This window comes from Citrobacter sp. KTE30, from assembly GCF_000398825.1.
Lineage (GTDB): Bacteria > Pseudomonadota > Gammaproteobacteria > Enterobacterales > Enterobacteriaceae > Citrobacter > Citrobacter freundii.
In genome coordinates this window covers 2321322-2346392 of sequence record NZ_KB976055.1, presented here as the reverse complement: position 1 = coordinate 2346392, position 25071 = coordinate 2321322, and the positions used below count along the sequence as shown (strand labels likewise).

25 protein-coding genes and 1 pseudogene are annotated in these 25071 nt (G+C 49.9%); 17 read left to right on the top strand and 9 right to left on the bottom strand.

The features are described from left to right. Positions 1-129: 129 nt before the first annotated feature. Entirely contained in the window at positions 130-918 is a 789-nt protein-coding gene (gene fabI, locus WC1_RS11925; RefSeq protein ID WP_003020565.1) for an enoyl-ACP reductase FabI, read from the bottom strand. Between the two features lie 442 nt (positions 919-1360). Between fabI and WC1_RS11930 the strand changes: the two genes are divergently transcribed. Continuing rightward, positions 1361-2050 carry an EAL domain-containing protein gene (locus tag WC1_RS11930; RefSeq protein ID WP_016150328.1) on the top strand — a complete coding sequence of 230 codons (690 nt, stop codon included), beginning with the start codon at positions 1361-1363 and terminating at the stop codon, positions 2048-2050. Positions 2051-2087: 37 nt separating this feature from the next. Here WC1_RS11930 and sapF read toward each other — a convergent pair whose 3' ends face one another. From sapF to sapA, 5 genes are read right to left on the bottom strand one after another with little or no spacing between them, the layout of a single operon-like run. Continuing rightward, a complete protein-coding gene (gene sapF, locus WC1_RS11935) occupies positions 2088-2894 on the bottom strand; it encodes a peptide ABC transporter ATP-binding protein SapF (RefSeq protein WP_003020558.1) in 807 nt (268 codons plus the stop codon). 1 nt (position 2895) lies between these two features. After that, positions 2896-3888 (bottom strand): peptide ABC transporter ATP-binding protein SapD, encoded by a 993-nt coding sequence (gene sapD, locus WC1_RS11940; protein WP_003020556.1) that lies wholly within the window; start codon positions 3886-3888, stop codon positions 2896-2898. Then, positions 3888-4778: a peptide ABC transporter permease SapC gene (sapC, locus tag WC1_RS11945; protein WP_003020550.1), complete on the bottom strand. Its 891-nt coding sequence runs from the start codon at positions 4776-4778 to the stop codon at positions 3888-3890. Before sapC ends, sapD begins: the two co-directional genes overlap by 1 nt. Further along, complete coding sequence (sapB, locus tag WC1_RS11950) at positions 4765-5730, bottom strand: peptide ABC transporter permease SapB (protein ID WP_003020545.1); 966 nt, start codon at positions 5728-5730, stop codon at positions 4765-4767. Before sapB ends, sapC begins: the two co-directional genes overlap by 14 nt. Then, positions 5727-7370, bottom strand: coding sequence for an ABC transporter substrate-binding protein SapA (sapA, locus tag WC1_RS11955; protein WP_003840735.1), 1644 nt, complete (start codon positions 7368-7370; stop codon positions 5727-5729). Before sapA ends, sapB begins: the two co-directional genes overlap by 4 nt. Positions 7371-7681: 311 nt before the next feature. Between sapA and WC1_RS23690 the strand changes: the two genes are divergently transcribed. Further along, complete coding sequence (locus tag WC1_RS23690; protein WP_003840736.1) at positions 7682-8005, top strand: hypothetical protein; 324 nt, start codon at positions 7682-7684, stop codon at positions 8003-8005. 8 nt (positions 8006-8013) lie between these two features. Here the strand turns inward: WC1_RS23690 and WC1_RS0122795 are convergent. Further along, positions 8014-8301 (bottom strand): annotated as a pseudogene (locus WC1_RS0122795) (pentapeptide repeat-containing protein); the annotation flags it as partial. A 44-nt stretch (positions 8302-8345) separates the two neighbouring features. Beyond that, entirely contained in the window at positions 8346-9335 is a 990-nt protein-coding gene (gene pspF / locus WC1_RS11960; RefSeq protein WP_196809693.1) for a phage shock protein operon transcriptional activator, read from the bottom strand. Positions 9336-9490: 155 nt separating this feature from the next. Between pspF and pspA the strand changes: the two genes are divergently transcribed. The 15 genes from pspA (at position 9491) to WC1_RS12035 (ending at position 23902) form a co-directional block, all read left to right on the top strand. Then, positions 9491-10159, top strand: a complete 669-nt coding sequence (pspA, locus tag WC1_RS11965; RefSeq protein ID WP_016150325.1) for a phage shock protein PspA — start codon at positions 9491-9493, stop codon at positions 10157-10159. Positions 10160-10213: 54 nt separating this feature from the next. Continuing rightward, a complete protein-coding gene (gene pspB / locus WC1_RS11970) occupies positions 10214-10438 on the top strand; it encodes an envelope stress response membrane protein PspB (RefSeq protein ID WP_003020509.1) in 225 nt (74 codons plus the stop codon). Beyond that, complete coding sequence (pspC, locus tag WC1_RS11975) at positions 10438-10797, top strand: envelope stress response membrane protein PspC (RefSeq protein WP_003020497.1); 360 nt, start codon at positions 10438-10440, stop codon at positions 10795-10797. Before pspB ends, pspC begins: the two co-directional genes overlap by 1 nt. An 8-nt stretch (positions 10798-10805) precedes the next feature. Then, the gene (pspD, locus tag WC1_RS11980) at positions 10806-11036 is read left to right on the top strand and encodes a phage shock protein PspD (protein ID WP_003020493.1); all 231 of its coding nucleotides are present in this window, start codon (positions 10806-10808) and stop codon (positions 11034-11036) included. Between the two features lie 164 nt (positions 11037-11200). Continuing rightward, a complete protein-coding gene (locus WC1_RS11985) occupies positions 11201-12907 on the top strand; it encodes a sugar phosphorylase (protein ID WP_016150324.1) in 1707 nt (568 codons plus the stop codon). A gap of 16 nt (positions 12908-12923) precedes the next feature. Beyond that, complete coding sequence (locus WC1_RS11990) at positions 12924-14216, top strand: ABC transporter substrate-binding protein (RefSeq protein ID WP_003840753.1); 1293 nt, start codon at positions 12924-12926, stop codon at positions 14214-14216. A gap of 20 nt (positions 14217-14236) precedes the next feature. Continuing rightward, positions 14237-15118: a carbohydrate ABC transporter permease gene (locus tag WC1_RS11995; RefSeq protein ID WP_003840754.1), complete on the top strand. Its 882-nt coding sequence runs from the start codon at positions 14237-14239 to the stop codon at positions 15116-15118. Beyond that, positions 15105-15947 carry a carbohydrate ABC transporter permease gene (locus WC1_RS12000; RefSeq protein WP_016150322.1) on the top strand — a complete coding sequence of 281 codons (843 nt, stop codon included), beginning with the start codon at positions 15105-15107 and terminating at the stop codon, positions 15945-15947. The genes WC1_RS11995 and WC1_RS12000 overlap by 14 nt, the downstream gene beginning before the upstream one ends. Before the next feature lie 27 nt (positions 15948-15974). After that, positions 15975-17027: a D-guloside 3-dehydrogenase gene (locus tag WC1_RS12005; RefSeq protein WP_003843972.1), complete on the top strand. Its 1053-nt coding sequence runs from the start codon at positions 15975-15977 to the stop codon at positions 17025-17027. A 16-nt stretch (positions 17028-17043) separates the two neighbouring features. Further along, complete coding sequence (locus WC1_RS12010; protein WP_003843971.1) at positions 17044-17832, top strand: 3-dehydro-D-guloside 4-epimerase; 789 nt, start codon at positions 17044-17046, stop codon at positions 17830-17832. Between the two features lie 10 nt (positions 17833-17842). Beyond that, positions 17843-18898 (top strand): D-glucoside 3-dehydrogenase, encoded by a 1056-nt coding sequence (locus WC1_RS12015; RefSeq protein ID WP_016150321.1) that lies wholly within the window; start codon positions 17843-17845, stop codon positions 18896-18898. Beyond that, entirely contained in the window at positions 18895-21171 is a 2277-nt protein-coding gene (locus WC1_RS12020; RefSeq protein ID WP_016150320.1) for a glycoside hydrolase family 65 protein, read from the top strand. The genes WC1_RS12015 and WC1_RS12020 overlap by 4 nt, the downstream gene beginning before the upstream one ends. Next, positions 21168-21836: a beta-phosphoglucomutase gene (pgmB, locus tag WC1_RS12025; RefSeq protein ID WP_016150319.1), complete on the top strand. Its 669-nt coding sequence runs from the start codon at positions 21168-21170 to the stop codon at positions 21834-21836. Before WC1_RS12020 ends, pgmB begins: the two co-directional genes overlap by 4 nt. 10 nt (positions 21837-21846) lie before the next feature. Then, positions 21847-22929, top strand: a complete 1083-nt coding sequence (locus tag WC1_RS12030; RefSeq protein ID WP_016150318.1) for an ABC transporter ATP-binding protein — start codon at positions 21847-21849, stop codon at positions 22927-22929. Between the two features lie 67 nt (positions 22930-22996). After that, positions 22997-23902, top strand: coding sequence for an OmpG family monomeric porin (locus WC1_RS12035; protein WP_016150317.1), 906 nt, complete (start codon positions 22997-22999; stop codon positions 23900-23902). Positions 23903-23934: 32 nt separating this feature from the next. Here WC1_RS12035 and WC1_RS12040 read toward each other — a convergent pair whose 3' ends face one another. Beyond that, a complete protein-coding gene (locus tag WC1_RS12040; protein WP_016150316.1) occupies positions 23935-24945 on the bottom strand; it encodes a LacI family DNA-binding transcriptional regulator in 1011 nt (336 codons plus the stop codon). Positions 24946-25071 lie beyond the last annotated feature (126 nt).

Genomic DNA, 25071 nt, shown 5'->3' with positions numbered 1-25071 from the left:
TGCAATATCCTGACGTAAGCAAATGAGGGGATGAAAGATTGTTACGTGATAATAAATATCAGAAAGGCATATGTGGTGGCTGAGGGGAGTGTCATGGGCGGTGCAAGACCGCCCATCGAGGTCTTAGGATTATTTAAGTTCCAGCTCGTTCATTGCGGCGATGCTGAAGCCACCGTCAACGTGTACGACTTCACCAGAGATACCGGCAGAGAGATCGGAGCACAGAAATGCTGCGGAGTTACCCACATCTTCAATGGTAACGGTGCGGCGAATCGGTGTAACTGCTTCACAGTGCGCCAGCATTTTACGGAAATCTTTAATGCCAGAAGCGGCGAGTGTACGGATTGGACCTGCGGAAATGGCATTCACACGCACGCCTTCAGGCCCCATCGCATTAGCCATATAACGGACGTTCGCTTCCAGGGAGGCTTTCGCCAGGCCCATGACGTTATAGTTAGGGATTGCACGTTCTGCGCCCAGATAGGACAACGTCAGTAGCGCAGAGCCAGGGTTTAGCATGGAACGACATGCTTTTGCCATCGCAACAAAGCTGTAAGCGCTAATGTCATGCGCAATTTTAAATCCTTCGCGGGTAACTGCGTTCACATAATCGCCATCCAGTTGGTCAGCAGGTGCGAAGCCGATTGAGTGTACGAAACCGTCGAATTTCGGCCAGGTTTTGCTCAGTTCAGCAAACATGGCGTCAATGCTGGCATCTTCAGCCACATCACACTGCAAAACAATGTTGGAGCCTAATTGCGCTGCAAATTCTTCCACACGACCTTTCAGCTTGTCGTTCTGGTAGGTGAACGCCAGTTCAGCACCTTCGCGATGCATCGCCTGAGCGATTCCCCATGCGATAGACAATTTACTGGCAAGGCCTGTCACCAGAATACGCTTACCTGATAAAAAACCCATGGCTTTAATCCTTTTTGTTAACACTTATCTTTTACCAATCAATGAATTATGATTGACGCGTTAAGCTCACTCGAAATTGGTCTGAAATTATATCCCACGCCTTTTCCCTGAGGAATGGTTATCAACCTCACGTGACCAGTCACTTCATTGCATGTGGGGAGTATATCATTCCCCTCCGGTTATGCTTCGTTCAGGCATTTAACGTCGGTGAATCAGAGAAAATGCAAGGTTTCAAAGGCATTGAAATGGTATTATTTCATTGCTAGCTGATGTTAATAAACATAGCAAGGTAGGAACTTTCTTAAAACAAAAAATATGACAATATTCAGCTTGTTATGATATATTGTTTTTATCGATCAATATCGACACATTGATCGATATTATTGATTGATTGTGATTAGAAGTGCATTATCATGACGTTATGATCAATTGGAGTGGTCTTATGCACTATCATTTCATCGCGGAAACGATGAGAGACACAACAGATAAATTACTGGGCGTAGAGATCAACGCCCGGTTTACTTCAGATACGGTTCAACCGTTGCATCCAGATTTCATCATTTCAGCGTGGGATAGCGAACAAAAGCGTAATTTCATGCTCGAGCAAATTCGATTAATTGCCGAAAAGCGTGACTGGTTTGAGCGCAACAGCCTTATTTGTACTCTGAAACTCATTGACGAAATGGCGCTGCTGGCGATTGGTGATCCAGCCATCAAGTCGGCCTTACAGGCACTACCATTTATTGCACTGGAACTTTCAGAACGTTTTCTGACGAATACAGTGTGCCTGAATAGTCTGTTGATTAATTCACTTCGCGACGGCCCAAACGCATTGTGGTTAGGCGATCTTGGCTCCGGCAGCGTAGGGGCCAGCCCGCTGGTTTGCGGTCATTTTGACGTTGTTAAATTGGATCGCGGTTTTTTCCTGGAACAGGTAGAAAAACCGATGTTCCCGGTGCTGATCAAAAATATCAGGGAATATTGCGACCGTGTTGTCGTGAAGGGAGTCGAAACAGCACAACTTGTCGACGAGGCCAGTGCTGCAGGTGTCTGGGCAATGCAGGGTGCCCTTTACCCGTCAGTCACGTTTACCGAAGTTGATACGCTGCTCTTACCTACGTTGTGTCACTGATGGCAGAATGCCCCCCGGTTGAGGGGGCAGTCGTTTGTTAGCGATCTTTCCGCCAGGCGTCGGCGGTAAGCGCTTCGCCGAAATGACCTGCAATTAGGCGACGGGTAAGTTCATGCAACGGGGAGGCCAGAACGTCCGCTGTACTGCCGCGCTCAACAACTTCGCCCTGATGCATGACTAATACCTGGTCGCTGATGTGCTTCATCATGCCAATATGTTGAGTCACATAGATATATGAAATCCCTTGTTTTTCCTGTAATTCCAGCATCAGATTGATGAGCTGCGAACGCATCGACATGTCCAGAGAAGCAAGGGCTTCGTCGGCGATAATGACTTTGGGTCGTAAAATGAGCGCACGGGCAAGGCCCAGACGCTGTTTTTGTCCCGGCGCTAACATATGCGGGTAATAGCTTACGTGATCGGGCAGCAGTCCGACCATGCGCATGGTCTCCACGATCTGTTTACGACGCTGCTCAGGCTCGAGGTCGGTATTCAGACGTAGCGGAAAATCGAGGATCTGCGAGATACGTTGCCGAGGATTAAGCGATGTTGACGGATCCTGGAAAATCATACGGATCCGCTGACTACGAAATGAATAATCACCATATTTTAACGGATGATCGTCAATCAGCAGCTCACCGCTGGTAGGTTCAATCATACCCGCCAACATTTTTGCCAGCGTAGATTTCCCTGAACCGTTTTCACCAATGACGGCGAGCGTCTGACGTTCGCGCAGGGTGAAACTCAGGGGCTTGACGGCCTCAACGGTCTGGCGGCGAAATAAACCTGTCCGGTAGCGAAAGGTTTTGCTCAGGTTACGAACTTCGAGCAGGGTTTCTACCATCTCACTCTCTCTCCATGTTCAGCGGGAAATGACAGGCGTAGAGATGATTCTTTGCTCCGGTCAGTCTTGGGGTTTCAATACATTCGCGTTGTGCATAAGGGCAGCGCGGCCCCAGACGACAGCCGATGGGTAATTGTTCCAGCAATGGAATTGCTCCTGGCATGGTATTCAGGCGGCTTTTGTGCGGCATTGCGCTACCAAAATCAGGAATAGCGCGAATCAACGCTTGAGTATAAGGATGATGCGGAATGGTCACCAAATCTTTACTTGGCGCGGTTTCCACCGTTTGTCCGCAGTACATAACGTTGATTTTGTCAGCCCACTGGCTGAGCATTTGCAGGTCATGGCTTATCAACAAAATGGTGGTATTGCTGTTTTGATTCAGACGGGTTAGCAGACGGAAAATTTGCGCCTGGGTGGTTGGCTCCATCGCGTTCGTCGGTTCATCGGCAATCAGCAAACGCGGCTGATTCGCCAATGCGATAGCGATCATGACCTTCTGGCATTCGCCGTCGGTTAGCTCATATGGGAAGCTGCGCATGGCATCTTTATGGTCTTTTATCCCGACGCGGTGTAAGAGTTCAATCGCACGGCGTTTGCGCCAGCCGATGCGCTGCCACCAGCGGCCCTTGTAAGTCCAGGCAGGAATGTTTTGCATTAGCTGCCGTCCGATCCGCTCAGACGGATCGAGACATGACTGTGGCTCCTGAAAGATCATAGAGACGTTATGACCGACCAGTTTGCGTCGTTCACGCGCGGAAAGACGTAGCAGATCGATATCATCAAAACGCATACGGTCTGCGGTTACGCGCCAGTTATCTTTAGCGACGCCGCAAATGGCCTTAGCGATCAGACTTTTGCCGGAACCAGACTCGCCGACCAGCCCGCGGATTTCACCCTCGTTGAGGGTCATGCTGACGCGATCAACGGCCTTAACCCAGTCGTCACCGGTTCTGAATTCTATCGTCAGGTTGCGGATATCCAGTAATGGCATTATTCCACCCCCGCAATAATTGCGCGGCGCACGCCGTCACCCAGTAGGTTAACCAGCAGCACGCTTATCATAATTGCTGCGCCTGGCAGCATGACCGTCCACGGTGCGACATAAATCAGCTCCAGCGCGTCGCCGAGCATGGCCCCCCATTCCGGGGATGGCAGCTGTGCGCCAAGGTCGAGAAAACCCAGCGCGGCGATATCCAGAATCGCCATCGACAGTGCGCGGGTGATTTCAGTAATCAGACCGGCGGTAATATTGGGCAGAACGGCAAACCACAGAATATTCAGTGTGGTTGCACCATCCAGGCGAGCGGCAATGACGTATTCTTTCTCCAGCTCGTCATGCACCATGCTGTAAACGGAGCGTACCATGCGCGGCAGCAACGCCAGCCAGACCGCAAACATGGCGTGTGTCAGATGCGGTCCGGCAAAGGCCACCACAATAATCGCCAGCAGCAGAGAAGGGATCGACAGCAGGGTGTCCAGAATGTGGTTCAGCACTGCGGAGCGCAAGCCGTGCGTCGCACCGGCAACTACGCCCAATACAAGGCCACACAGTGTGGCGGCAAGAGTGACGACAAACGCGCCTCCAACGGTCGGGGCCGCGCCGCTGAGCAGACGACTTAAAACGTCTCGTCCCAGATCGTCTGTTCCGAGGAAGAAAGAGACTTCGCCATAGCGTGACCATGACGGCGGTAAAAGCTGATAGCCGAGAAATTGCTGATCGATGCCGTAAGGGGCAAACCAACCACCAAAAATACACAAAACAGCCAATCCCGCGCAGCCGTACAGGCCGATCATCGCAGTTGCATCACCATAGAAATTGCGCCATGCGGTGCGTAACGTACCTGGCGGGCGTTTTTCGCTATAGACGCTATCGTAAGGCATACCATTCCTTATGTTTCAGAGGGTTAGCCATAGCACCCAAAATATCAGAGATGACGTTAACGATGATAACCAGTGAACCAATCACCATCACGCCCGCTGAAATCGCCGCGTAATCCTGCTGGCGAATCGCGTTAATCAACCAACGGCCAAGACCAGGCCAGCTAAAGACCATCTCGGTGATCATCGCCAGCGTCAGCATGGTGGAAAACTGTAAGCCCAGACGCGGGATCACCGGCGGCAGGGCGTTGTGCAGAACGTGACGGCGCAGAATCGTTAAGCGTGACAAACCGCGTGTGGCTGCCGCTTTGACGTAGTTCTGATCAAAGACCTCAATGGTGCTGATACGCATCAGGCGGATGACTTCGGTGGTGGGCGCAACGGAGAGCGTTAGCACCGGGAGCACCATATGACGGATAGCGCTGACCAGCATTTCATCGCGCCAGGGTGAGTCGGAGATCCACGCATCAATAATGGCAAAACCGGTAACGGGTTTCACCTCGTAGAGAAGATCAAAACGCCCGGAAACGGGTAACCAGCCGAGGGTCAGTGAGAAGAGCAATGTCAGCAGCAGAGCCAGCCAAAAAACGGGGATAGAAAACCCCATCAGAGCCAATGCGCTGATGCAACGATCCTGCCATTTGTTGCGCGTGATGCCTGCCAGCATACCAACGGGGATCCCGACCATTAGTGCAAAACCAAAGGCAAGAATGCACAGTTCCATTGTGGCCGGGAACACCTCTTTCAGCTGTTCTGAGATCAACTGACCATTGATACTGGATACGCCGAAATCCCAGTGAATGAGACCATTGAACCAGAATACCCAAGCGTTCCACAACGATGCGCCCTGTAACGGCGCATGAGGTGTGAAGTAGCTCAGGCTGAATCCAATAAAGGTCAGAAAGAACAGGGTGACCAGCAGCAACAAAAATCGACGCAGGGTGAAGATAATCATGGTTTTTTCACCTCATCTTTCTTTTCCCGGGACACCCCGGCAAAAGAGGAATTGCCGAACGGACTGAGCACCAGCCCTTTGATGTCGTAGCGGTAAGCCTGTAGACGCAGTGAAGAGGCCAGCGGCAGGATCGGTAACTCTTGCGCTAGAATATTTTGCGCTTCGTCATAGGCATCTATTCGCGATGAAAGCTGCTGCGAAGAGAGGGCTTTGCGCAGAATGCTGTCAAACTGCGGATTACACCAGTGGGCAAAGTTGGTCTGCGAATTGATGGCGGCACAGCTGAGCAACGGCCGGAAAAAACTGTCAGGATCGTTACTGTCCGTCGCCCAGCCGGATAACGTCAGATCATGGTTCATATCCATTAATCTTGCCTCCTGAAAACGGCCTTCTACCGGGATGATCTTCACTTTCACACCCACCTGAGCCATATCTGCCTGAATCAGCTCTGCGGTTTTCAGCGGACTGGGGTTCCAGGCCTGAGAGCTGGTAGGAACCCAAAGTTGTAACGTCAGATTCTCCAGCCCCAGCGCTTTTAGCTGCTCGCGCGATTTTGCCGGGTTGTACTCTGTAATTTTAGCTTCGTTATCATAAGCCCACGAGGCGCGAGGCAAAATAGATGCCGCGGTCTCTGCCGTCCCGTAGTAGATAGACTGCATTAACCGTTGGTTGTTGATCGCTAGCGCCAGCGCATGCCGCACTGCAGGGTTATTCAACGGCGGTTTATTGGTGTTGAACGCCAGGTAGGCAATGTTCATCCCCGGGCGCAGCGTCAGACGCAGGCGAGGGTCATCGCGCAATATGCTGAGCTGGCTGGCAGCAGGCCAGGCTAAAACGTCACATTCGCCGGTCAGTAACTTTGATAACCGTCCGGTTCCGCCAGAACCGAGGTCCACTACCACCTGCGGCATCAGAGGAGTGCCACGCCAGAATTTTTCATGCCGCTGCAACCGAATATATTGGCCGGCACGATTCTCCGAAAGTTGGTACGGTCCTGTGCCGACAGGTTGTCTGTCGAGCAGTTCCTGACGATCCTGTTTTGCCAGGTTAGCCGCATATTCCGCCGACATTACGGAGGCATAGTGTGTGGCAAGATGCCACATAAAGGAGGCATCAGGTTGAGTTAAGCGGAATTCAACGGTGTTGTTGTCCAGTTTGCGCACACTTTGGACGTTATCGGCGAACTGCAGGCTGTCGAAGTAGGGGAAATTGCTGCCGTTCACATTGTGCCATGGATGGTGGCGATCAAAGATGCGCTCGAAGGTAAACACCACATCGTCTGCATTCAGTTTGCGGGTGGGAGTGAACCAGGCGGTCTTTTGAAACTGTACGTCACGACGCAGATGGAAGCGGTAGGTTGCGCCGTTATCCAGCACCTCCCAGCTTTCAGCCAGCTCAGGCACCAGTCGATAGGTGTAGGGATCTACATCAAGCAGTCGGTCATACAATTGGGCCGCTAACGTGTCGACGATGAGACCACTGCTCGTTTTTTGCGGGTTGAACGTATTGACCTGCCCGCTGACGCAATAGACAAACCCACTGTCACGTATATCAGCGTGCGAAGCTTGCTCAGGCGCAGCAGCAGCCTGACCACTCAGAAATCCAGCCATCACGATCAGAGATGATAAAACCAGGCGCATAATTTTAATGGATTATATAAAGAGGCTATCTTACTAATACTTAATGACATTTGCCATTACCGTTTGTTTTTGGGAGCAACAGGTTCGATAAGCGCGAGTTCAACACCGCGTCATGGTCAAAATTCATACCTGCTATCCACTTTGAATCTACTCTGTTAACTATCTTAGCATTTTCATGCCCCATCTGACTTGCTATAAACGCGGTGCAGGATGTGGACAGTTGGCGTAATTTGTTACGGTTTCCTCGCTGTGACAAAATGCGTAAGCGATTACAATGCGTTAGTGTACGAATCAACGGGAATATTTAATAAATGAGCAACTTAGCGGATTATGTCAATGCTATAAAAATAGGCAAAAATGTTATTTGTATTGAGGATGTCAGTAAACGGGATGACATGGCTGAAGTTGAGATTATAAATAAGACATGGCTTCATGATTCGGGAGTGGTTATTCGTTGTTCTCGCGAAAATGAATTGGTTAAATATTCATCAAATGCCTGTCCAGAATGCAGCATTAGATGGCATGTCGTTGATGCGGCAGGTCAGGATATTCGTCCACTGGAGAAAACGTTTCACAATGCTTGCCAGGAGTCGTACTGGTTAAAAGTAAATCGTCAAACGCATCTCCCGGTGTAAACGCTGGGCTAACCAATCACAGCGATACCAAGCCGCTCCATGAGCAACGATGCCTGGTAATTGTCTAACTTAACGCCTTGTAAATCAACACCCCGAATATCTAAGTCACCTAACTCCGAATTGGTCAGATCGCAATGTGCGAAGTTTGCTGCTTGCCAGTCGAAAGTAGAAAACTCGCCGCCGGAGAGATCTGAGCCACTGAATGTCGCACCCAGTACCTGAGTCCCCATCCAGCGGTTCTCCCGCAGCTCACACTTTTCCAACACGACTTTCGAAAAATTGGCGTAGCTTAGATGAGGTTATGCGTCAAACCCGCCAGTATGACACTTGCAAATGCGTGCTAGATCTGGTGCTTCTTCAGCAAGGCTCGTAGCTGATGATAAGTGAGACCCAGTAATTCAGCGGCTTTTTTCTGGTTAAATTTAGCCAGCAGTAAGCTGGTTTGTAGAAAGCCTTTCTCTTGTTGCTGCTGGAATTCACGCAGATCCAGCGGTAATGCTACAGATGTTGGTTTTGCTTCCTGCACCTGAGATTCCACGACATGACGGCGGAAGGGGTCAATGATTATCTCATCCAGCGGGTAATCACTGGTCCCATGTCGATAAACGGATCGCTCCACGACGTTTTTCAGTTCACGAATATTGCCTGGCCAACGGTAGTGGAGGAGCGTTTCTCTGGCTTCGGCACTAAACCCTGGAAACAGTGGTAACCCGATCTCGCGACACATCTGAATGGCAAAATGCTCGGCCATTAACATTATGTCGCTTTGGCGTTCGCGTAACGGTGGGAGTTGCACTACGTCAAAGGCCAGACGATCCAGCAGGTCCGCGCGAAAAGTACCTTCGTTGACCATGCGAGGTAAGTCGGCATTGGTTGCACAAACAAGTCGTACGTTAACCTGCAACGGCTGGCTGCCGCCAACACGTTCCAGCTCTCCATATTCAATAACGCGCAGCAATTTTTCCTGCACCAACATCGGGGCGGTTGCCAGTTCATCGAGAAACAGCGTACCGCCGTCGGCGCGTTCGAAACGTCCAGGATGGCGTTTTTGAGCGCCGGTAAAGGCACCTGCTTCGTGACCAAACAGTTCGGAATCAAGCAAGTTCTCGTTGAGCGCTGCGCAGTTAAGCGAAATAAACGGGCCTTGCCAACGGGTGGACAGATAGTGCAGGCGGTTGGCAATAAGCTCTTTCCCAGTACCTCGCTCACCGATAACCAGGACAGGCTTATCCAGCGGTGCCAGATGAGAAACCTGCTCCAGCACTTCAATAAAGCTGTTTGCTTCACCCAGAAGATTGTCTTTGTATCCTGCCATGATGAAATTCACCATTTGTTAGTGTTATTCACCAATTTACCCTAATTCTCTCGCCAGGTAAAATTAGATATAATTATTAAAATCAATGAGATAAAAAGTTGGCACGCCAAGTGCATTACGAAATCAGCAGGGCATAGCCCGATATCAGAACAGTAAGTGAGGATTACATTATGGGTATTTTTTCTCGTTTTGCCGACATCGTGAACGCCAACATTAATGCGTTGCTGGAAAAGGCTGAAGATCCGCAGAAGCTGGTGCGGTTAATGATCCAGGAAATGGAAGATACGCTGGTTGAGGTGCGTTCAAACTCCGCACGCGCTCTGGCAGAAAAGAAACAATTATCTCGTCGTATCGAACAGGCCAGCGCGCAACAGGCAGAGTGGCAAGAAAAAGCTGAGCTGGCTCTGCGCAAAGAGAAAGAAGATTTGGCGCGTTCTGCGTTAATCGAAAAACAGAAATTGACTGACCTGATTGCCTCTCTGGAGCATGAAGTCACGCTGGTTGACGATACGCTGGCGCGTATGAAAAAAGAGATTGGTGAGCTGGAAAATAAACTCAGTGAAACCCGTGCTCGTCAGCAGGCACTGATGTTACGTCATCAGGCAGCGAGTTCTTCATGTGATGTTCGTCGTCAACTGGACAGCGGTAAACTTGATGAAGCGATGGCGCGCTTTGAATCTTTCGAGCGTCGTATCGATCAGATGGAAGCTGAGGCTGAAAGCCATAATTTCGGTAAACAGAAGTCCCTGGATCAGCAATTTGCTGACCTGAAAGCAGATGATGAAATCAGCGAGCAGCTGGCGCAACTTAAAGCCAAAATGCAGCAAGACAAGCAATAATAACATCTGGCGGCGCCCGATCGCGCCGCCGCTCATCACCTGTAAGGAGTACTCATGAGCGCGCTATTTCTGGCTATCCCGTTAACTATCTTTGTGCTGTTTGTTTTACCGATTTGGCTCTGGCTGCATTACAGCAACCGTTCCAGCCGTGGTGAACTGTCGCAAAGTGAACAGCAACGTCTGGTCGAACTCAACGACGACGCACAGCGGATGCGTGAGCGCATTCAGGCGCTGGAAGACATCCTTGATGCTGAACATCCAAACTGGAGGGACCGCTAATGGGGGGCGTTAATCTGAACAAAAAACTGTGGCGTATTCCTCAGCAGGGCATGGTGAAGGGGGTTTGTGCGGGTATTGCGCATTATCTCGATGTACCTGTGAAGCTGGTACGGATCCTGGTGGTGCTGTCAGTCTTTTTTGGTCTGGCCTTTTTCACCTTCGTCGCCTATATCGTGCTGACATTTGTGTTGGACCCGATGCCGGACAATGTAGTTTCCGGCGAGCAGCAGCCATCAAGCGGTGAGCTGTTGGATGCCGTCGATCGCGAGCTGGCGGCTAGTGAAAAGCGTTTGCGTGAAATGGAACGTTATGTGACGTCCGATACTTTTTCCTTACGTAGTCGTTTCCGCCAATTGTGAGGTTAGAAATGAACAATCGCTGGCAACGTGCCGGGCAAAGGGTTAAGCCGGGCTTTAAAATAGCAGGTAAGCTGGTGCTTTTAACGGCGCTTCGCTACGGCCCGGCAGGGGTAGCAGGGTGGGCGGTGAAATCCGTCGCCCGACGCCCGCTAAAAATGCTGCTGGCGTTGGTTCTGGAACCTGTGTTGAGTCGGGCAGCGGCAAAATTGTCGAAACGATATTCCGGTAATCGAACCTGATATTTGAATCAGTAAAAGCAAGCAACAATTAATCAACATTCCCTCAGTTAATTTGCGGCAGCTCACAAATACGATTTTTTGGCTGCCAAAATTCTTTTTTTACCCCCCTTCAGACCACCTCAGCTAATTGACAGCTTATTTTACGCAGAGTAGTCTCTTGGTTCATGGGACCGCTACCACGAGAATCGAAGGTGAACCAAAAAATCCAAAAATGCCTGACAGAAGTTTATGGTCATACATTTACTTCATGCCACTATGAAGCGCTGTTTGCACGTTTAGAGAAATCACAGGGATTAATTAAAAAAATCCGTAAAGCGCATTGGGATGAGGGCGATGTGGTGCTTATTACCTACGCCGATCAATTCCACGGGGTTGGTAAAAAACCGTTGCCGACGTTTAATCAGTTTTATAATGAATGGTTTAAGTCGACATTTTCTCATGTGCATCTTCTGCCATTTTATCCGTGGTCATCGGATGATGGTTTTTCCGTGATTAATTACCATCAGGTTGCCGAAGAAACCGGTGACTGGAATGATATTAAGGAATTAGGTGAGTCCAGTCGACTGATGTTTGATTTTGTTTGTAACCATATGTCAGCTAAAAGCGAGTGGTTTAATAATTATTTGCAACAGCTTGACGGTTATGAAAATTTCTTTATTGCAATGGATCCTGATACGGACCTGAGCAACGTCACACGTCCACGCGCATTACCGTTACTGACACCATTTACGCTAAAAGATAACACCGTGCGCCATTTATGGACGACGTTCAGCGATGACCAGATCGATCTCAACTATGCCAACCCGGTGGTATTACTGGCGATGGTCGATGTGCTGCTGAGCTATCTTGAGCAGGGCGCAGATTATGTTCGCCTGGATGCGGTTGGCTTTATGTGGAAAGAGCCTGGAACGAGCTGTATTCATCTGGAAAAAACGCATCAGCTTATCAAACTATTCCGCGCTATTGCGGACTGCGTGGCGCCTGGTACGGCGATTATTACCGAAACCAACGTCCCGCATAAGGATAACGTGTCCTACTACGGTAATGGCCATGATGAAGCGCATATGGTGTACCAGTTCTCGCTGCCGCCGCTGGTGCTGCATGCGGTACAACGCCAGGACACGTCGATATTGTGCCAGTGGGCGCAATCACTGGAGCTGCCGTCTGGTGAGACAACCTGGTTTAATTTTCTCGCATCACATGATGGCATTGGTCTCAACCCATTACGCGGTTTGTTGCCTGAAGACGAGATCATGCGGCTGGTGACAGAACTACAACAGGAAGGTGCGCTGGTTAACTGGAAAAATAACCCTGATGGCAGTCGCAGCCCGTATGAAATTAACGTGACATATATGGATGCGCTAACCCCTGGTAATTGTAGCGATGCCGAACGGTTTTCTCGCTTTATTCTCGCACATGCCATTTTGCTGAGTTTTCCAGGCGTGCCGGCGGTTTACATTCAAAGCATACTTGGATCACGCAATGATTATAAAGGTGTTGAGACGTTCGGTTATAACCGCGCGATCAACCGCAAAAAATATCAGGTGAGACAAATAGAAGCGGAGCTGGCAGATGAAACCAGTTTGCGTCACGCTATTTATCATGAGTTATCCCGACTAATTGTAATACGTCGTAATAATAAAGCATTTCATCCTGATAGTGATTTTCAAATTAACAGTATTACACCAGCCGTAATGCAAATTAAACGTACTGCGGAAACAGGTGAGGAAATTACCGGGTTATTTAATGTCAGCGGTCATACTCAAACCATTCGTATTGATATAGAAAATGGAGTTGATTTGATTGGCGGTAAAACTATTTCCGGTAAGGAATTAACGTTGTACGCCTGGCAGGTCATGTGGGTTAAGTAATAAAAAGGAACATTTCATGCTTAAAGCTAAAATTGTGCTGATTTCAGCACTGGTTTCCTGCGCCCTGGTTTCCGGGTGTAAGGATGATAAAAAGTCCTCTGTCGCGATTGAATTTATGCACTCTTCTGTTGAGCAGGAGCGGCAGGCGGTCATTGCAAAACTGATTGAGCGTTTTGAAAAAGAAAACCCGGGCATCAGCGTCAAACAGGTTCCTGTGGAAGAAGATGCTTACAACACCAAGGTCATCACCCTGGCGCGCAGCGGTTCACTACCTGAAGTCATTGAAACCAGCCATGACTACGCGAAAGTTATGGATAAAGAATCCCTCATCGACCGTAAAGCGGTAGCGCAGGTCATCAACGGTGTAGGTGAGGGAACTTTTTATGATGGTGTCCTGCGTATTGTACGCACTGAAGACGGTAGTGCATGGACCGGGGTTCCGGTCAGCGCCTGGATTGGCGGGATCTGGTACCGCAAAGATGTGCTGGCAAAAGCCGGACTGGAAGAGCCAAAAGACTGGCAGCAATTGCTAAACGTGGCGCAGAAGCTCAACAATCCTGGCAGTAAGAAATACGGCATTGCGCTGCCGACGGCAGAAAGCGTTTTGACCGAACAGTCATTCTCCCAGTTTGCGCTCTCTAACCAGGCCAACGTTTTTGATGCGCAGGGAAAGATTACGCTCGACACACCTGAAATGGCGCAGGCGTTGCAGTATTACCGCCAACTTGCCATGAACACTATGCCTGGTTCGAACGACATCATGGAAGTCAAAGATGCTTTCATGAACGGCACGGCGCCAATGGCGATTTATTCCACCTATATCCTCCCGGCGGTGATCAAAGAGGGCGATCCTAAAAATGTTGGCTTTATGGTGCCGACGGAAAAAAATTCCGCTGTTTACGGCATGCTGACGTCGCTGACCATTACCGCAGGTCAAAAAACCGAAGAAACAGAAGCGGCAGAGAAATTTGTCACCTTTATGGAGCAGGCAGACAACATTGCGGACTGGGTCATGATGTCGCCAGGGGCGGCGCTGCCGGTCAACAAAGCGGTGGTGAATACTTCGACGTGGAAAGATAACGCTGTTATCAAAGCGCTGGGTGAATTACCCGATCAACTGATTGCCGAACTGCCAAATATTCAGGTCTTTGGTGCCGTCGGTGATAAGAACTTTACCCGCATGGGCGACGTAACCGGCTCCGGCATCGTGAGTACCATGGTGCACAACGTCACGGTAGGAAAAGCTGACCTTTCATCGACCATCAAGGCAAGCCAGACAAAACTGGATGACCTCGTTGAACAGCGCTAATGGGGAAATGGAAAGCCGTGATGAATAAGTTCTTTTCAGGTCGATCTGATATGCCATTTGCCATGCTGCTGCTGGCGCCCAGCTTGCTGTTATTGGGCGGTTTAGTGGCGTGGCCAATGATATCTAACATCGAAATCAGCTTTATGCGTTTGCCGCTTAATCCGCAAATTGAGTCTACGTTTGTCGGGCTGAGCAACTATATCCGTATCTTATCCGATCCCGGATTCTGGCATTCGCTGTGGATGACGGTCTGGTATACCGCGCTGGTTGTGGCAGGGAGCACGGTGCTGGGGCTGGGAGTGGCGATGTTTTTTAACCGTGAGTTTCGTCTGCGGAAAACTGCGCGCTCACTGGTCATCCTCTCTTACGTAACGCCATCAATTTCGCTGGTGTTTGCCTGGAAATACATGTTCAACAACGGCTACGGCATTGTGAACTACCTCGGCGTGGATCTGTTGCATCTCTACGATCAGGCTCCGCTGTGGTTCGACAATCCCGGTAGCAGCTTCGCGCTGGTCGTGTTGTTCGCCATCTGGCGCTACTTCCCGTATGCCTTTATCTCGTTTCTGGCGATTTTACAGACTATTGATAAATCGTTGTATGAGGCGGCAGAAATGGATGGCGCGAACGCCTGGCAACGGTTTCGCATCGTCACGCTGCCAGCGATCATGCCGGTACTGGCGACCGTAGTCACACTGCGTACGATCTGGATGTTTTATATGTTCGCCGATGTTTATCTGCTGACCACTAAAGTCGATATTCTCGGGGTCTATCTCTATAAAACAGCGTTTGCATTTAATGACTTAGGTAAAGCAGCCGCGATTTCTGTTGTCCTCTTCGTCATCATTTTCGCTGTTATCCTGCTGACCAGAAAACGGGTGAACCTCAATGGCAACAAATAAGCGCACGCTTGGCCGCATTGGCTTTTACTGTGGATTAATTGTCTTCCTGGGCATCACGTTATTTCCATTTTTTGTGATGCTGATGACCTCATTTAAAAGCGCAAAAGAGGCGATTTCGCTGCATCCGACGCTGTTACCGCAGCAATGGACGCTGGAACATTACATCGACATCTTCAACCCGATGATTTTCCCGTTTGTTGACTACTTCCGTAATAGCCTGGTGGTATCGGTGACTTCTTCGGTGGTGGCGGTATTTCTGGGCGTGCTCGGGGCGTATGCGCTTTCCCGCCTGCGTTTTAAGGGACGAATGACCATCAATGCCAGTTTTTACACGGTGTACATGTTTTCGGGGATCCTGCTGGTGGTGCCGTTATTCAAGATCATTTCGGCACTCGGCATCTACGACACCGAAATGGCGTTGATTATCACTATGGTCACCCAGACGCTGCCGACCGCAGTGTTCATGTTGAAAAGCTATTTCGACACCATTCCGGATGAGATCGAAGAAGCCGCGATGATGGATGGGTTGAACCGTCTGCAGATCATCTTTCGTATTACCGTGCCGTTGGCAATGTCTGGTCTGGTTTCGGTCTTTGTGTACTGCTTTATGGTGGCGTGGAATGACTATCTGTTTGCTTCGATTTTCCTTTCCAGCGCCAGCAATTTTACCTTACCGGTCGGTCTGAACGCGCTGTTCAGTACACCTGACTATATCTGGGGACGCATGATGGCTGCATCGTTAGTCACTGCATTGCCGGTGGTCATTATGTATGCGCTTTCCGAACGTTTTATTAAAAGTGGTTTGACCGCTGGCGGCGTGAAAGGCTAAGCGGCCAGTTTAATTAAGGAGTTGTAAATGAAGAAGTTAGTTGCCACAGAACCGCGCGTTGCAGCGCTGGTGGAATATGAAGACAGAGCGGTATCCGCCAATGAAGTTAAAGTTCGCGTTAAATTTGGCGCGCCGAAACATGGCACGGAAGTGGTCGATTTTCGCGCTGCCAGCCCGTTTATTGACGAAGATTTTAACGGTGAATGGCAAATGTTTATGCCGCGTCCGGAAGAGGCACCACGCGGGATCGAATTCGGTAAATTCCAGCTTGGCAATATGGTGGTGGGCGATGTTATTGAGTGTGGCAGCGATGTGACCGAATACGCCGTTGGCGATTCAGTTTGCGGCTACGGTCCTCTGGCTGAAACGGTTATTTTTAATGCGGTGAACAACTACAAACTGCGCAAAATGCCTGAAGGCAGTTCGTGGAAAAATGCCGTGTGCTATGACCCGGCACAGTTCGCCATGAGCGGTGTGCGCGACGCCAATGTGCGCGTCGGTGACTTTGTGGTCGTCGTGGGCTTAGGCGCAATTGGCCAGATTGCCGTGCAACTGGCTAAGAAAGCGGGAGCTTCAGTGGTCATCGGCGTGGATCCGATTGCCCATCGCTGCGATATCGCGCGTCGCCATGGCGCGGATTTCTGTCTGAATCCGATTGGCACCGATGTAGGCATGGAAATTAAGAAGCTGACCGGTAAGCAGGGCGCAGATGTGATCATCGAAACCAGTGGCTATGCAGATGCGCTGCAGTCGGCGTTACGCGGTCTGGCCTATGGTGGAACCATTTCCTATGTCGCTTTCGCGAAACCTTTTGCTGAAGGTTTCAACCTGGGGCGTGAAGCGCACTTCAACAACGCCAAAATTGTCTTCTCTCGCGCCTGCAGTGAACCGAATCCAGATTATCCGCGCTGGAGCCGCAAGCGTATTGAGGAGACCTGCTGGGAACTGTTGATGAACGGTTACCTGAACTGTGAAGAACTGATCGACCCGGTAGTGACTTTCGCCAGCAGCCCGGAAAGCTATATGCAGTATGTCGATCGCCATCCGGAAAAGAGCATCAAAATGGGTGTGACGTTTTAATTAAGGAATGCAGAAGATGAAAATTGGAACACAGAATCAGGCTTTTTTCCCGGAAAATATTCTCGAGAAATTCCGTTATATCAAAGAGATGGGGTTTGACGGTTTTGAAATTGACGGTAAGTTGCTGGTCAATAACCTTGATGAAGTAAAAGCGGCGATAAAAGAAACAGGTTTGCCTGTTACCACTGCCTGTGGAGGATATGACGGTTGGATCGGTGATTTTATCGAAGAGCGTCGTTTAAACGGGTTGCGGCAGATTACCCGCATTCTCGAAGCGCTGGCCGAAGTTGGCGGACAAGGCATTATTGTACCTGCTGCATGGGGCATGTTTACCTTCCGCCTACCGCCGATGACCTCTCCGCGTAGCCAGGAAGGCGATCGTAAAGCTATCAGTGATTCATTGATTTATCTTGATAAAGTTGCCCAGCGTACGGGTACGGTGGTGTATCTGGAACCGCTCAACCGCTATCAGGATCATATGATCAACACCCTGGCGGATGCCCGTCGCTATATCGTGGAAAATAATCTGAAGCATGTGCAAATCATTGGTGATTTTTACCATATGAATATCGAAGAAGACGATATGGCACAGGCGCTGCACGACAATCGCGATCTGCTGGGTCACGTCCATATTGCGGATAACCATCGTTATCAGCCGGGAAGCGGTACGCTGGATTTCACTGCACTGTTTGACCAGTTACGTGAAGATAATTATCAGGGCTACGTTGTGTACGAAGGGCGCGTACGAGCAGAGAATCTGCCGGAAGCGTATCGTCAGTCACTGGCCTGGCTGCGTACTTGCTAAGAGGATTTCCGTGAAAAGTGCACTGACAAGCGCTCCGTTACGTGTCGCCATTATTGGTGCCGGGCAGGTGGCGGATAAAGTTCATGCTTCGTACTACTGCACCCGCAACGATCTGGAACTGGTGGCTGTCTGCGACAGCCGCCTGTCACAGGCGCGGTTGTTTGCAGAAAAATACGGTAATCCGCAGGTTTGGGACGATCCGCAAACGATGTTACGCGAAGCTAAGCCAGATATCATCAGCATCTGCTCGCCCAATCGCTTTCATTATGAACACACCATGTTGGCATTGAACGCTGGATGCCATGTGATGTGCGAGAAACCTCCGGCAATGACGCCAGACGAGGCGTTGGAAATGTGTAAAACGGCGCGTCGGGTGGGAAAAGTACTGGCTTATGATTTTCATCATCGTTTTGCGCTGGATACGCAACTACTTCGTGAGCAGGTGATGGCCGGTATTCTGGGTGAAATCTATGTCACCAATGTCCGCGCTTTGCGCCGCTGCGGCGTGCCCGGCTGGGGAGTGTTTACCAACAAAGAACTGCAGGGCGGCGGGCCGCTGATTGATCTTGGTATTCATATGCTTGATGCCGCCATGTATGTGCTGGGGTTCCCGGCGGTAAAGCGTGTTAACGCGCACAGCTATCAGCGCATTGGCACGCTTAAAAACAGCGGTCAGTTTGGGAAATGGGATCCCACCACATATACCGTGGAGGATTCTTTGTTCGGCACGATTGAATTTCATAACGGCGGTATCCTGCGCCTGGAAACCTCTTTCGCGCTGAATATCCCGGAACAATCGATTATGAACGTTAATTTCTGCGGCGATTTGGCGGGGGCGACGTTATTCCCGGCCCAGGTTTACACCGACCGTGATGGTGCGCTTGACGTGCTGCTTGCGCGCGAGATGGCTGATGACAACCGTCATTATCGCAGCATGGAAGCCTTCGTTAACCATGTTCAGGGCGAGCCTGTCACTATTGCTGACGCAGAGCAGGGCGTCGTTATTCAACAACTGGTTGCCGCACTGTACCAATCGGCTGAAACAGGGACCTACGTAGACTTATGACGAAGCCAGTAATGCTAACTGAACCGGCATTTTGCCCACATAGCCTGAATAAATATGCGTCACTCATGACGACCGGTAACGGGTATATGGGAATTCGCGCCAGCCACGAGGAAGCTTACACCTTACAGACTCGTGGCATGTATCTGGCTGGGTTGTATCACCGTGCGGGTAAAGGCGAAATTAATGAACTGGTTAATCTACCCGATGTAGTCGGAGTGGAGATCACGCTTAATGGCGAGATTTTCTCGCTAACCAGCGGCGTGATTGAAAGCTGGCATCGCGAACTGGATTTTGCCAGCGGGGAATTGCGCCGTGCGCTTATCTGGCATGCGCCTGGCGGGGCGCGTTTCGCTATTGAGAGTCGGCGGTTTGTCTCAGCACAGAAGCTGCCGCTGTTTGCTATGGAAGTGGTCGTAACGCCACTGGATGCCGATGCCAGCATTGGTATCTCAACCGGTATTGATGCCACGATCACCAATCATGGTCGTCAGCATCTGGATGAAACACAGATTAGAGTATTTGGTCAGCATCTTCTGCAGGGCATTTACACAACCCAGGACAATCGCAACGATATCGCGATCACCTCATATTGTGACGTCGACGGCGCAGCGCAGCGCTGCTTCACCGCGAAAGAACGTCGGTTGTTACAACACAACACCGTGCAGGCGCAAGCCGGGCAGCGCGTCACGCTGACGAAAATGAGTTGGGTTGACTGGACGAGCGAACGCAACCTGTCGCTTGAGACCTGGGGATGCCAGTCGCTGCGTAACATTGAAGCATGCGCGCAACAGGGATATGACGCTCTGTTGGCTGAGTCGAGCGCCAACTGGCATGCCTGGTGGCAAACTCGTCGCGTTCAGGTTACCAGCTCTGATATTAGCGATCAGCGCGCGCTGGACTATGCCCTCTATCATCTGCGTGTGATGACCCCAGACCATGATGAGCGCAGCAGTATTGCGGCCAAAGGTCTGACGGGGGAAGGGTATAAAGGCCACATCTTCTGGGATACTGAGGTCTTTTTGTTACCGTTTCACTTGTTTACCGAACCGAAAACCGCGAGAGGTCTATTGCGTTACCGCTGGCATAATTTGCCGGGCGCGCGTGAGAAAGCCCGCCGTAACGGTTGGCAGGGCGCGTTGTTCCCGTGGGAAAGCGCTCGCAGCGGTGATGAGGAAACGCCTGAATTCGCGGCGATCAACATCCGTACCGGGCTGCGGCAAAAAGTGGCCTCCGCACAGGCTGAACATCACCTCGTGGCGGATGTTGCCTGGGCGGTAATCAATTACTGGCATGCCACAGGGGATCTAAACTTCATGACCCGTGAGGGCATGACGCTACTGCTGGAAACGGCGAAGTTCTGGATTAGCAGGGCTGTCATGGTCAACGATCGTTTAGAGATCCACGATGTGATTGGCCCGGATGAATACACTGAGCATGTGAACAACAATGCGTTCACCAACTACATGGCCAGGTACAACGTAGAGCAGGCGCTGGGTTTTGCCCGTCGGTTGGGCTGTGGCGATGACACGTTTATTCATCGCGCAGAGCATTTTTTACAGTATCTCTGGCGACCGGAAGTGCAGCCCGATGGCGTGCTTCCTCAGGATGATACCTTCCTGAACAAACCGGTTATCGATCTGTCGCAGTACAAAGCCAAAGCGGGCAAGCAGACCATTTTGCTCGATTACTCCCGTGCAGAAGTCAATGAGATGCAAATTCTCAAACAGGCTGATGTCGTGATGCTGACCTACATGTTGCCGGAGCAATTTAGCCCGCAAACCTGTCTGGCTAACCTGCGTTATTACGAGCCACGTACGATTCACGACTCCTCTTTGAGTAAGGCGATTCACGGGATTGTGGCTGCGCGTTGTGGTGATTCGGCTCAGGGGTATCGGTTTTGGCGCGAAGGTTCGCTAATCGATCTCGGGGATGACCCGCACAGCTGCGATGATGGTATTCATGCGGCGGCAACGGGCGCAATCTGGTTGGGCGCTATCCAGGGATTTGCCGGAGTGAATGTTCGCCATGGGGAGTTACATCTTGCCCCTGCATTACCGGAACATTGGCAAACACTGTCTTTCCCACTGCGCTGGCAGGGTATCGATTTGCAGGTAACCATCAATGCAACTGAAATCCGTATTAACAGCGCCGAGCAGATTACTCTTTGGGTAAAAGGGGAAAAGATCTCTGTTCAGGGGGAGATAGTTATCTGCAATGACGCCATTATTTCGCCCACTTATGGGACCGCTACCACGAAAGGGGATGATGAATGATCCTCAAACCACAGGCCATCATTTTTGATTTAGATGGCGTGATTACCGACACTGCACATCTGCATTTTCTCGCCTGGCGGCAGGTAGCCGGTGAAATAGGGATTGCGATTAACGAGGCATTTAATGACAGCCTGAAAGGGATTAGTCGCGGCGAATCGCTACAGCGTATTTTGCAATATGGCGGGAAAGCGGGAGAGTTTACACCTGAGGTTTGCGCACAATTGGCCGAGAGAAAAAACAGACTGTATGTCCATTCTTTGCGCCAGTTGACGGTGAACTCGGTATTGCCGGGAATACGTGAGCTGCTGATGACGTTGCGGGAAGAGCGGATTCCGGTGGGGCTGGCCTCTGTGTCGCTCAATGCCCCTGCGATTTTACAAGCGCTTGATCTTAAATCTTATTTTGATTTCTGTGCGGATGCCGCGCTAATTTCTCGCTCGAAACCGGATCCGGAGATTTTTCTGGCAGCCTGTGCCGGCCTTGGCGCTGACCCGCAGCAGTGTATTGGCATAGAAGATGCTCAGGCGGGTATTGATGCGATCAACGCCTGCGGCATGCTCTCTGTTGGCATTGGTACGGGGCTGAACGGAGCAAGCTTGCAACTTCCTTCAACCGAATTTCTGACGTGGCCGTGCTTATCGGCTCTCTGGCAACACGACAAGTAAAGGATTCAACATGGCACAGCTTTCGTTGCAACACATTCAAAAAATTTACGACAACCAGGTACACGTTGTTAAAGACTTCAATCTGGAAATTGAAGACAAAGAGTTTATTGTTTTTGTTGGCCCTTCAGGCTGTGGGAAATCAACGACGTTGCGCATGATCGCCGGTCTGGAGGAGATCAGCGGTGGCGATCTGCTGATTGACGGTAAACGGATGAACGATGTGCCGGCGAAATCGCGCAACATTGCGATGGTCTTTCAGAACTACGCGTTGTACCCGCACATGACAGTCTATGACAACATGGCGTTTGGCCTGAAAATGCAGAAAATTGCCCCTGCCGTGATTGAGGAACGTGTCAACTGGGCGGCGCAAATCCTTGGCCTGCGCGATTATCTGCAACGTAAACCGGGTGCGTTATCCGGTGGTCAGCGTCAACGTGTGGCACTGGGGCGTGCGATTGTTCGTGAGGCAGGGGTCTTCCTGATGGATGAACCCTTATCGAATCTCGATGCCAAACTTCGCGTACAGATGCGGGCAGAAATAAGCAAGCTGCATCAGAAACTCAATACCACCATGATATATGTTACCCACGATCAAACAGAAGCCATGACGATGGCGACGCGTATTGTGATTATGAAGGATGGTATTGTTCAGCAGGTTGGTGCGCCGAAAACAGTTTATAACCACCCAGCAAATATGTTTGTCGCAGGATTTATTGGCTCACCGGCCATGAACTTTATTCGTGGCGCGATTGACGGTGACAAGTTTGTTACTGAAACACTAAAATTAACGATTCCAGAGAATAAATTAGCACAATTAAAAGAACAGGGTTATGAACATCAGGCGGTCACGCTGGGAATTCGCCCTGAAGATATACTTCCGCAGCTTAATAATGAAAATAGTGTACCGGCAAAAATTAGCGTTGCAGAATTAACTGGCGCTGAATTTATGCTTTATACCATTGTTGGGGGGCATGAGTTAGTGGTCCGTGCTGGGGCAGTGAATGATTATCACGCAGGAGAAAACATCACTATTCATTTTGATATGGCGAAATGCCATTTCTTTGATACTGAAACTGAAGTGGCTATTCAATAAAATTCCGGGGGATAATAATCCCCCGCGCCTTGGGGCATTTTTGCGAGTATTTTAACAAGGAATAATAATGAAAACCCTACTGTCCGCGACTGCGCTGATTATGAGCGCAGGAATGGCCTGCGCGCAGGCTGCTGAAAAGAATGACTGGCACTTTAATATCGGTGCTATGTACGAAATAGAAAACGTTGAAGGTCAGGGCGAAGATATGGATGGACTGGCTGAGCCGTCCGTCTATTTTAATGCGTCCAATGGGCCGTGGAAAATATCGCTGGCCTATTACCAGGAAGGACCGGTTGATTACAGCGAGGGCAAGCGCGGTACATGGTTTGACCGCCCTGAACTGGAAGTCCGCTATCAATTCCTTGAAAGCGAGAATGTTAATTTCGGTCTGACCGGTGGCTTTCGTAATTACGGTTATCACTATGTCAATGAACCCGGAAAAGATACAGCTAATATGCAGCGCTGGAAAGTGCAGCCAGATTGGGATGTTAAACTTACCGATGATCTGCGCTTTAGCGGCTGGTTTGCGATGTATCAATTCGTTAATGATTTGAGCACCACCGGCTACTCTGATAGCCGCGTCGAAAGTGAGAGCGGGTTGAATTATACGTTTAACAAAACAGTAGGGTTAACGGTCAACTATTACCTTGAACGCGGCTTTAATCTGGCAGATTCGCGTAATAATGGTGAGTTCTCAACCCAGGAAATTCGTGCTTATCTGCCTCTGTCCTTCGGCAATACAACCCTGACGCCGTATACCCGTATCGGGCTTGATCGCTGGTCAAACTGGGACTGGCAGGATGATCCTGAACGCGAAGGCCATAATTTCAATCGCCTCGGTTTATTGTATGCGTATGATTTCCAGAACGGTTTATCAATGTCTCTGGAGTATGCTTATGAATGGGAAGATCATGACGAAGGTGAAAGCGACAGGTTCCATTATGCTGGCATAGGCGTGAACTACGCATTCTAAAAATGAACAGGGGCATTATTATGCCCCTGTTTTTACACCAGTGAGTCCGCCAATGATATTTGCGTTCTCACCGTGATATTCTGTAATCCTTTTTCACCTGCAATCAGATTAAATAATAAATTACAACTTTGTTCACCCAACTGCTGAGTAGGTACATCAATTCCACCAGGAACTGGTGTGAGCATAAAAGAAAGTAGCTCATTACTATAGCCTACAACGGCAAGTTGCTTTGGAATGGAAATGTTTTTCTCGGCCGCTACGCGATATAAACTCATTAACTTCAAGCTGTCTGTCGCAAATACGGCATCGGGTAACGGTTGCTGACTAAGTAATTTTCGAGAAGCAAGTAGGGCGGTTTCATGAGTATACCCCCCGTCAATAACCCACTCATCGCGCATTTTAATATTATGTGCCTGAAGGCTGGATTTATAACCGTTAACGCGATCGATAGAAACATGAACGTCAAGCGGTGCATGCAAACAGGCTATATTACGGTGGCCACTCTCAATCAGCGCATTTGTCAGCGTAATACTGTCGCGATAATTATCGGTGTCTACAGAATAGACATTAGTGTAGTCACCTTCAACCTTCCCGATAACCACAACCGGGACGTTGTATTTATCCAACCGAGCAAAAAATGATTCATCGGCAGGAGAGCTCAGCATAATGATCCCTTTGATCAACTTCTGCTTAATTTTGCTCTCACATTTTTGTAAATCATCTTCGGTGCTTCGCGACGTCTGCAATATGACATCAAAACCGACTTCTTCAGCCTTGGCAGTAATTGCATGCAATACTTCAGAGAAAAACGGATTACCGGCAGTTGTTTTTGCAGAACGGGTGGATATCACCATTATTGCATCAAATCCGGAAGAGGTAAGCGCGCGAGCTAGTTTATTAGGCTGATACTGTAACTCATCAATTGCGCGCAGCACCTTTTCAAGCGCCTCCGGCGAGATGTTGGTTTGCTTATTAAGCACGCGCGATACCGTGGATTTTGATACGCCAGCGGCTCGTGCAATATCATAAATGGTAGGAGACATAGATCCCAAGCTCCGTCCGAGAGTCAATGGCGGACATATTATGGAGTTAAGTGGCGAATGACAACAATCTCGGAATGCGAGTTGGAAAATCAAAAGGCTAACCGCACTATGTGCGTGCTGAGGAAC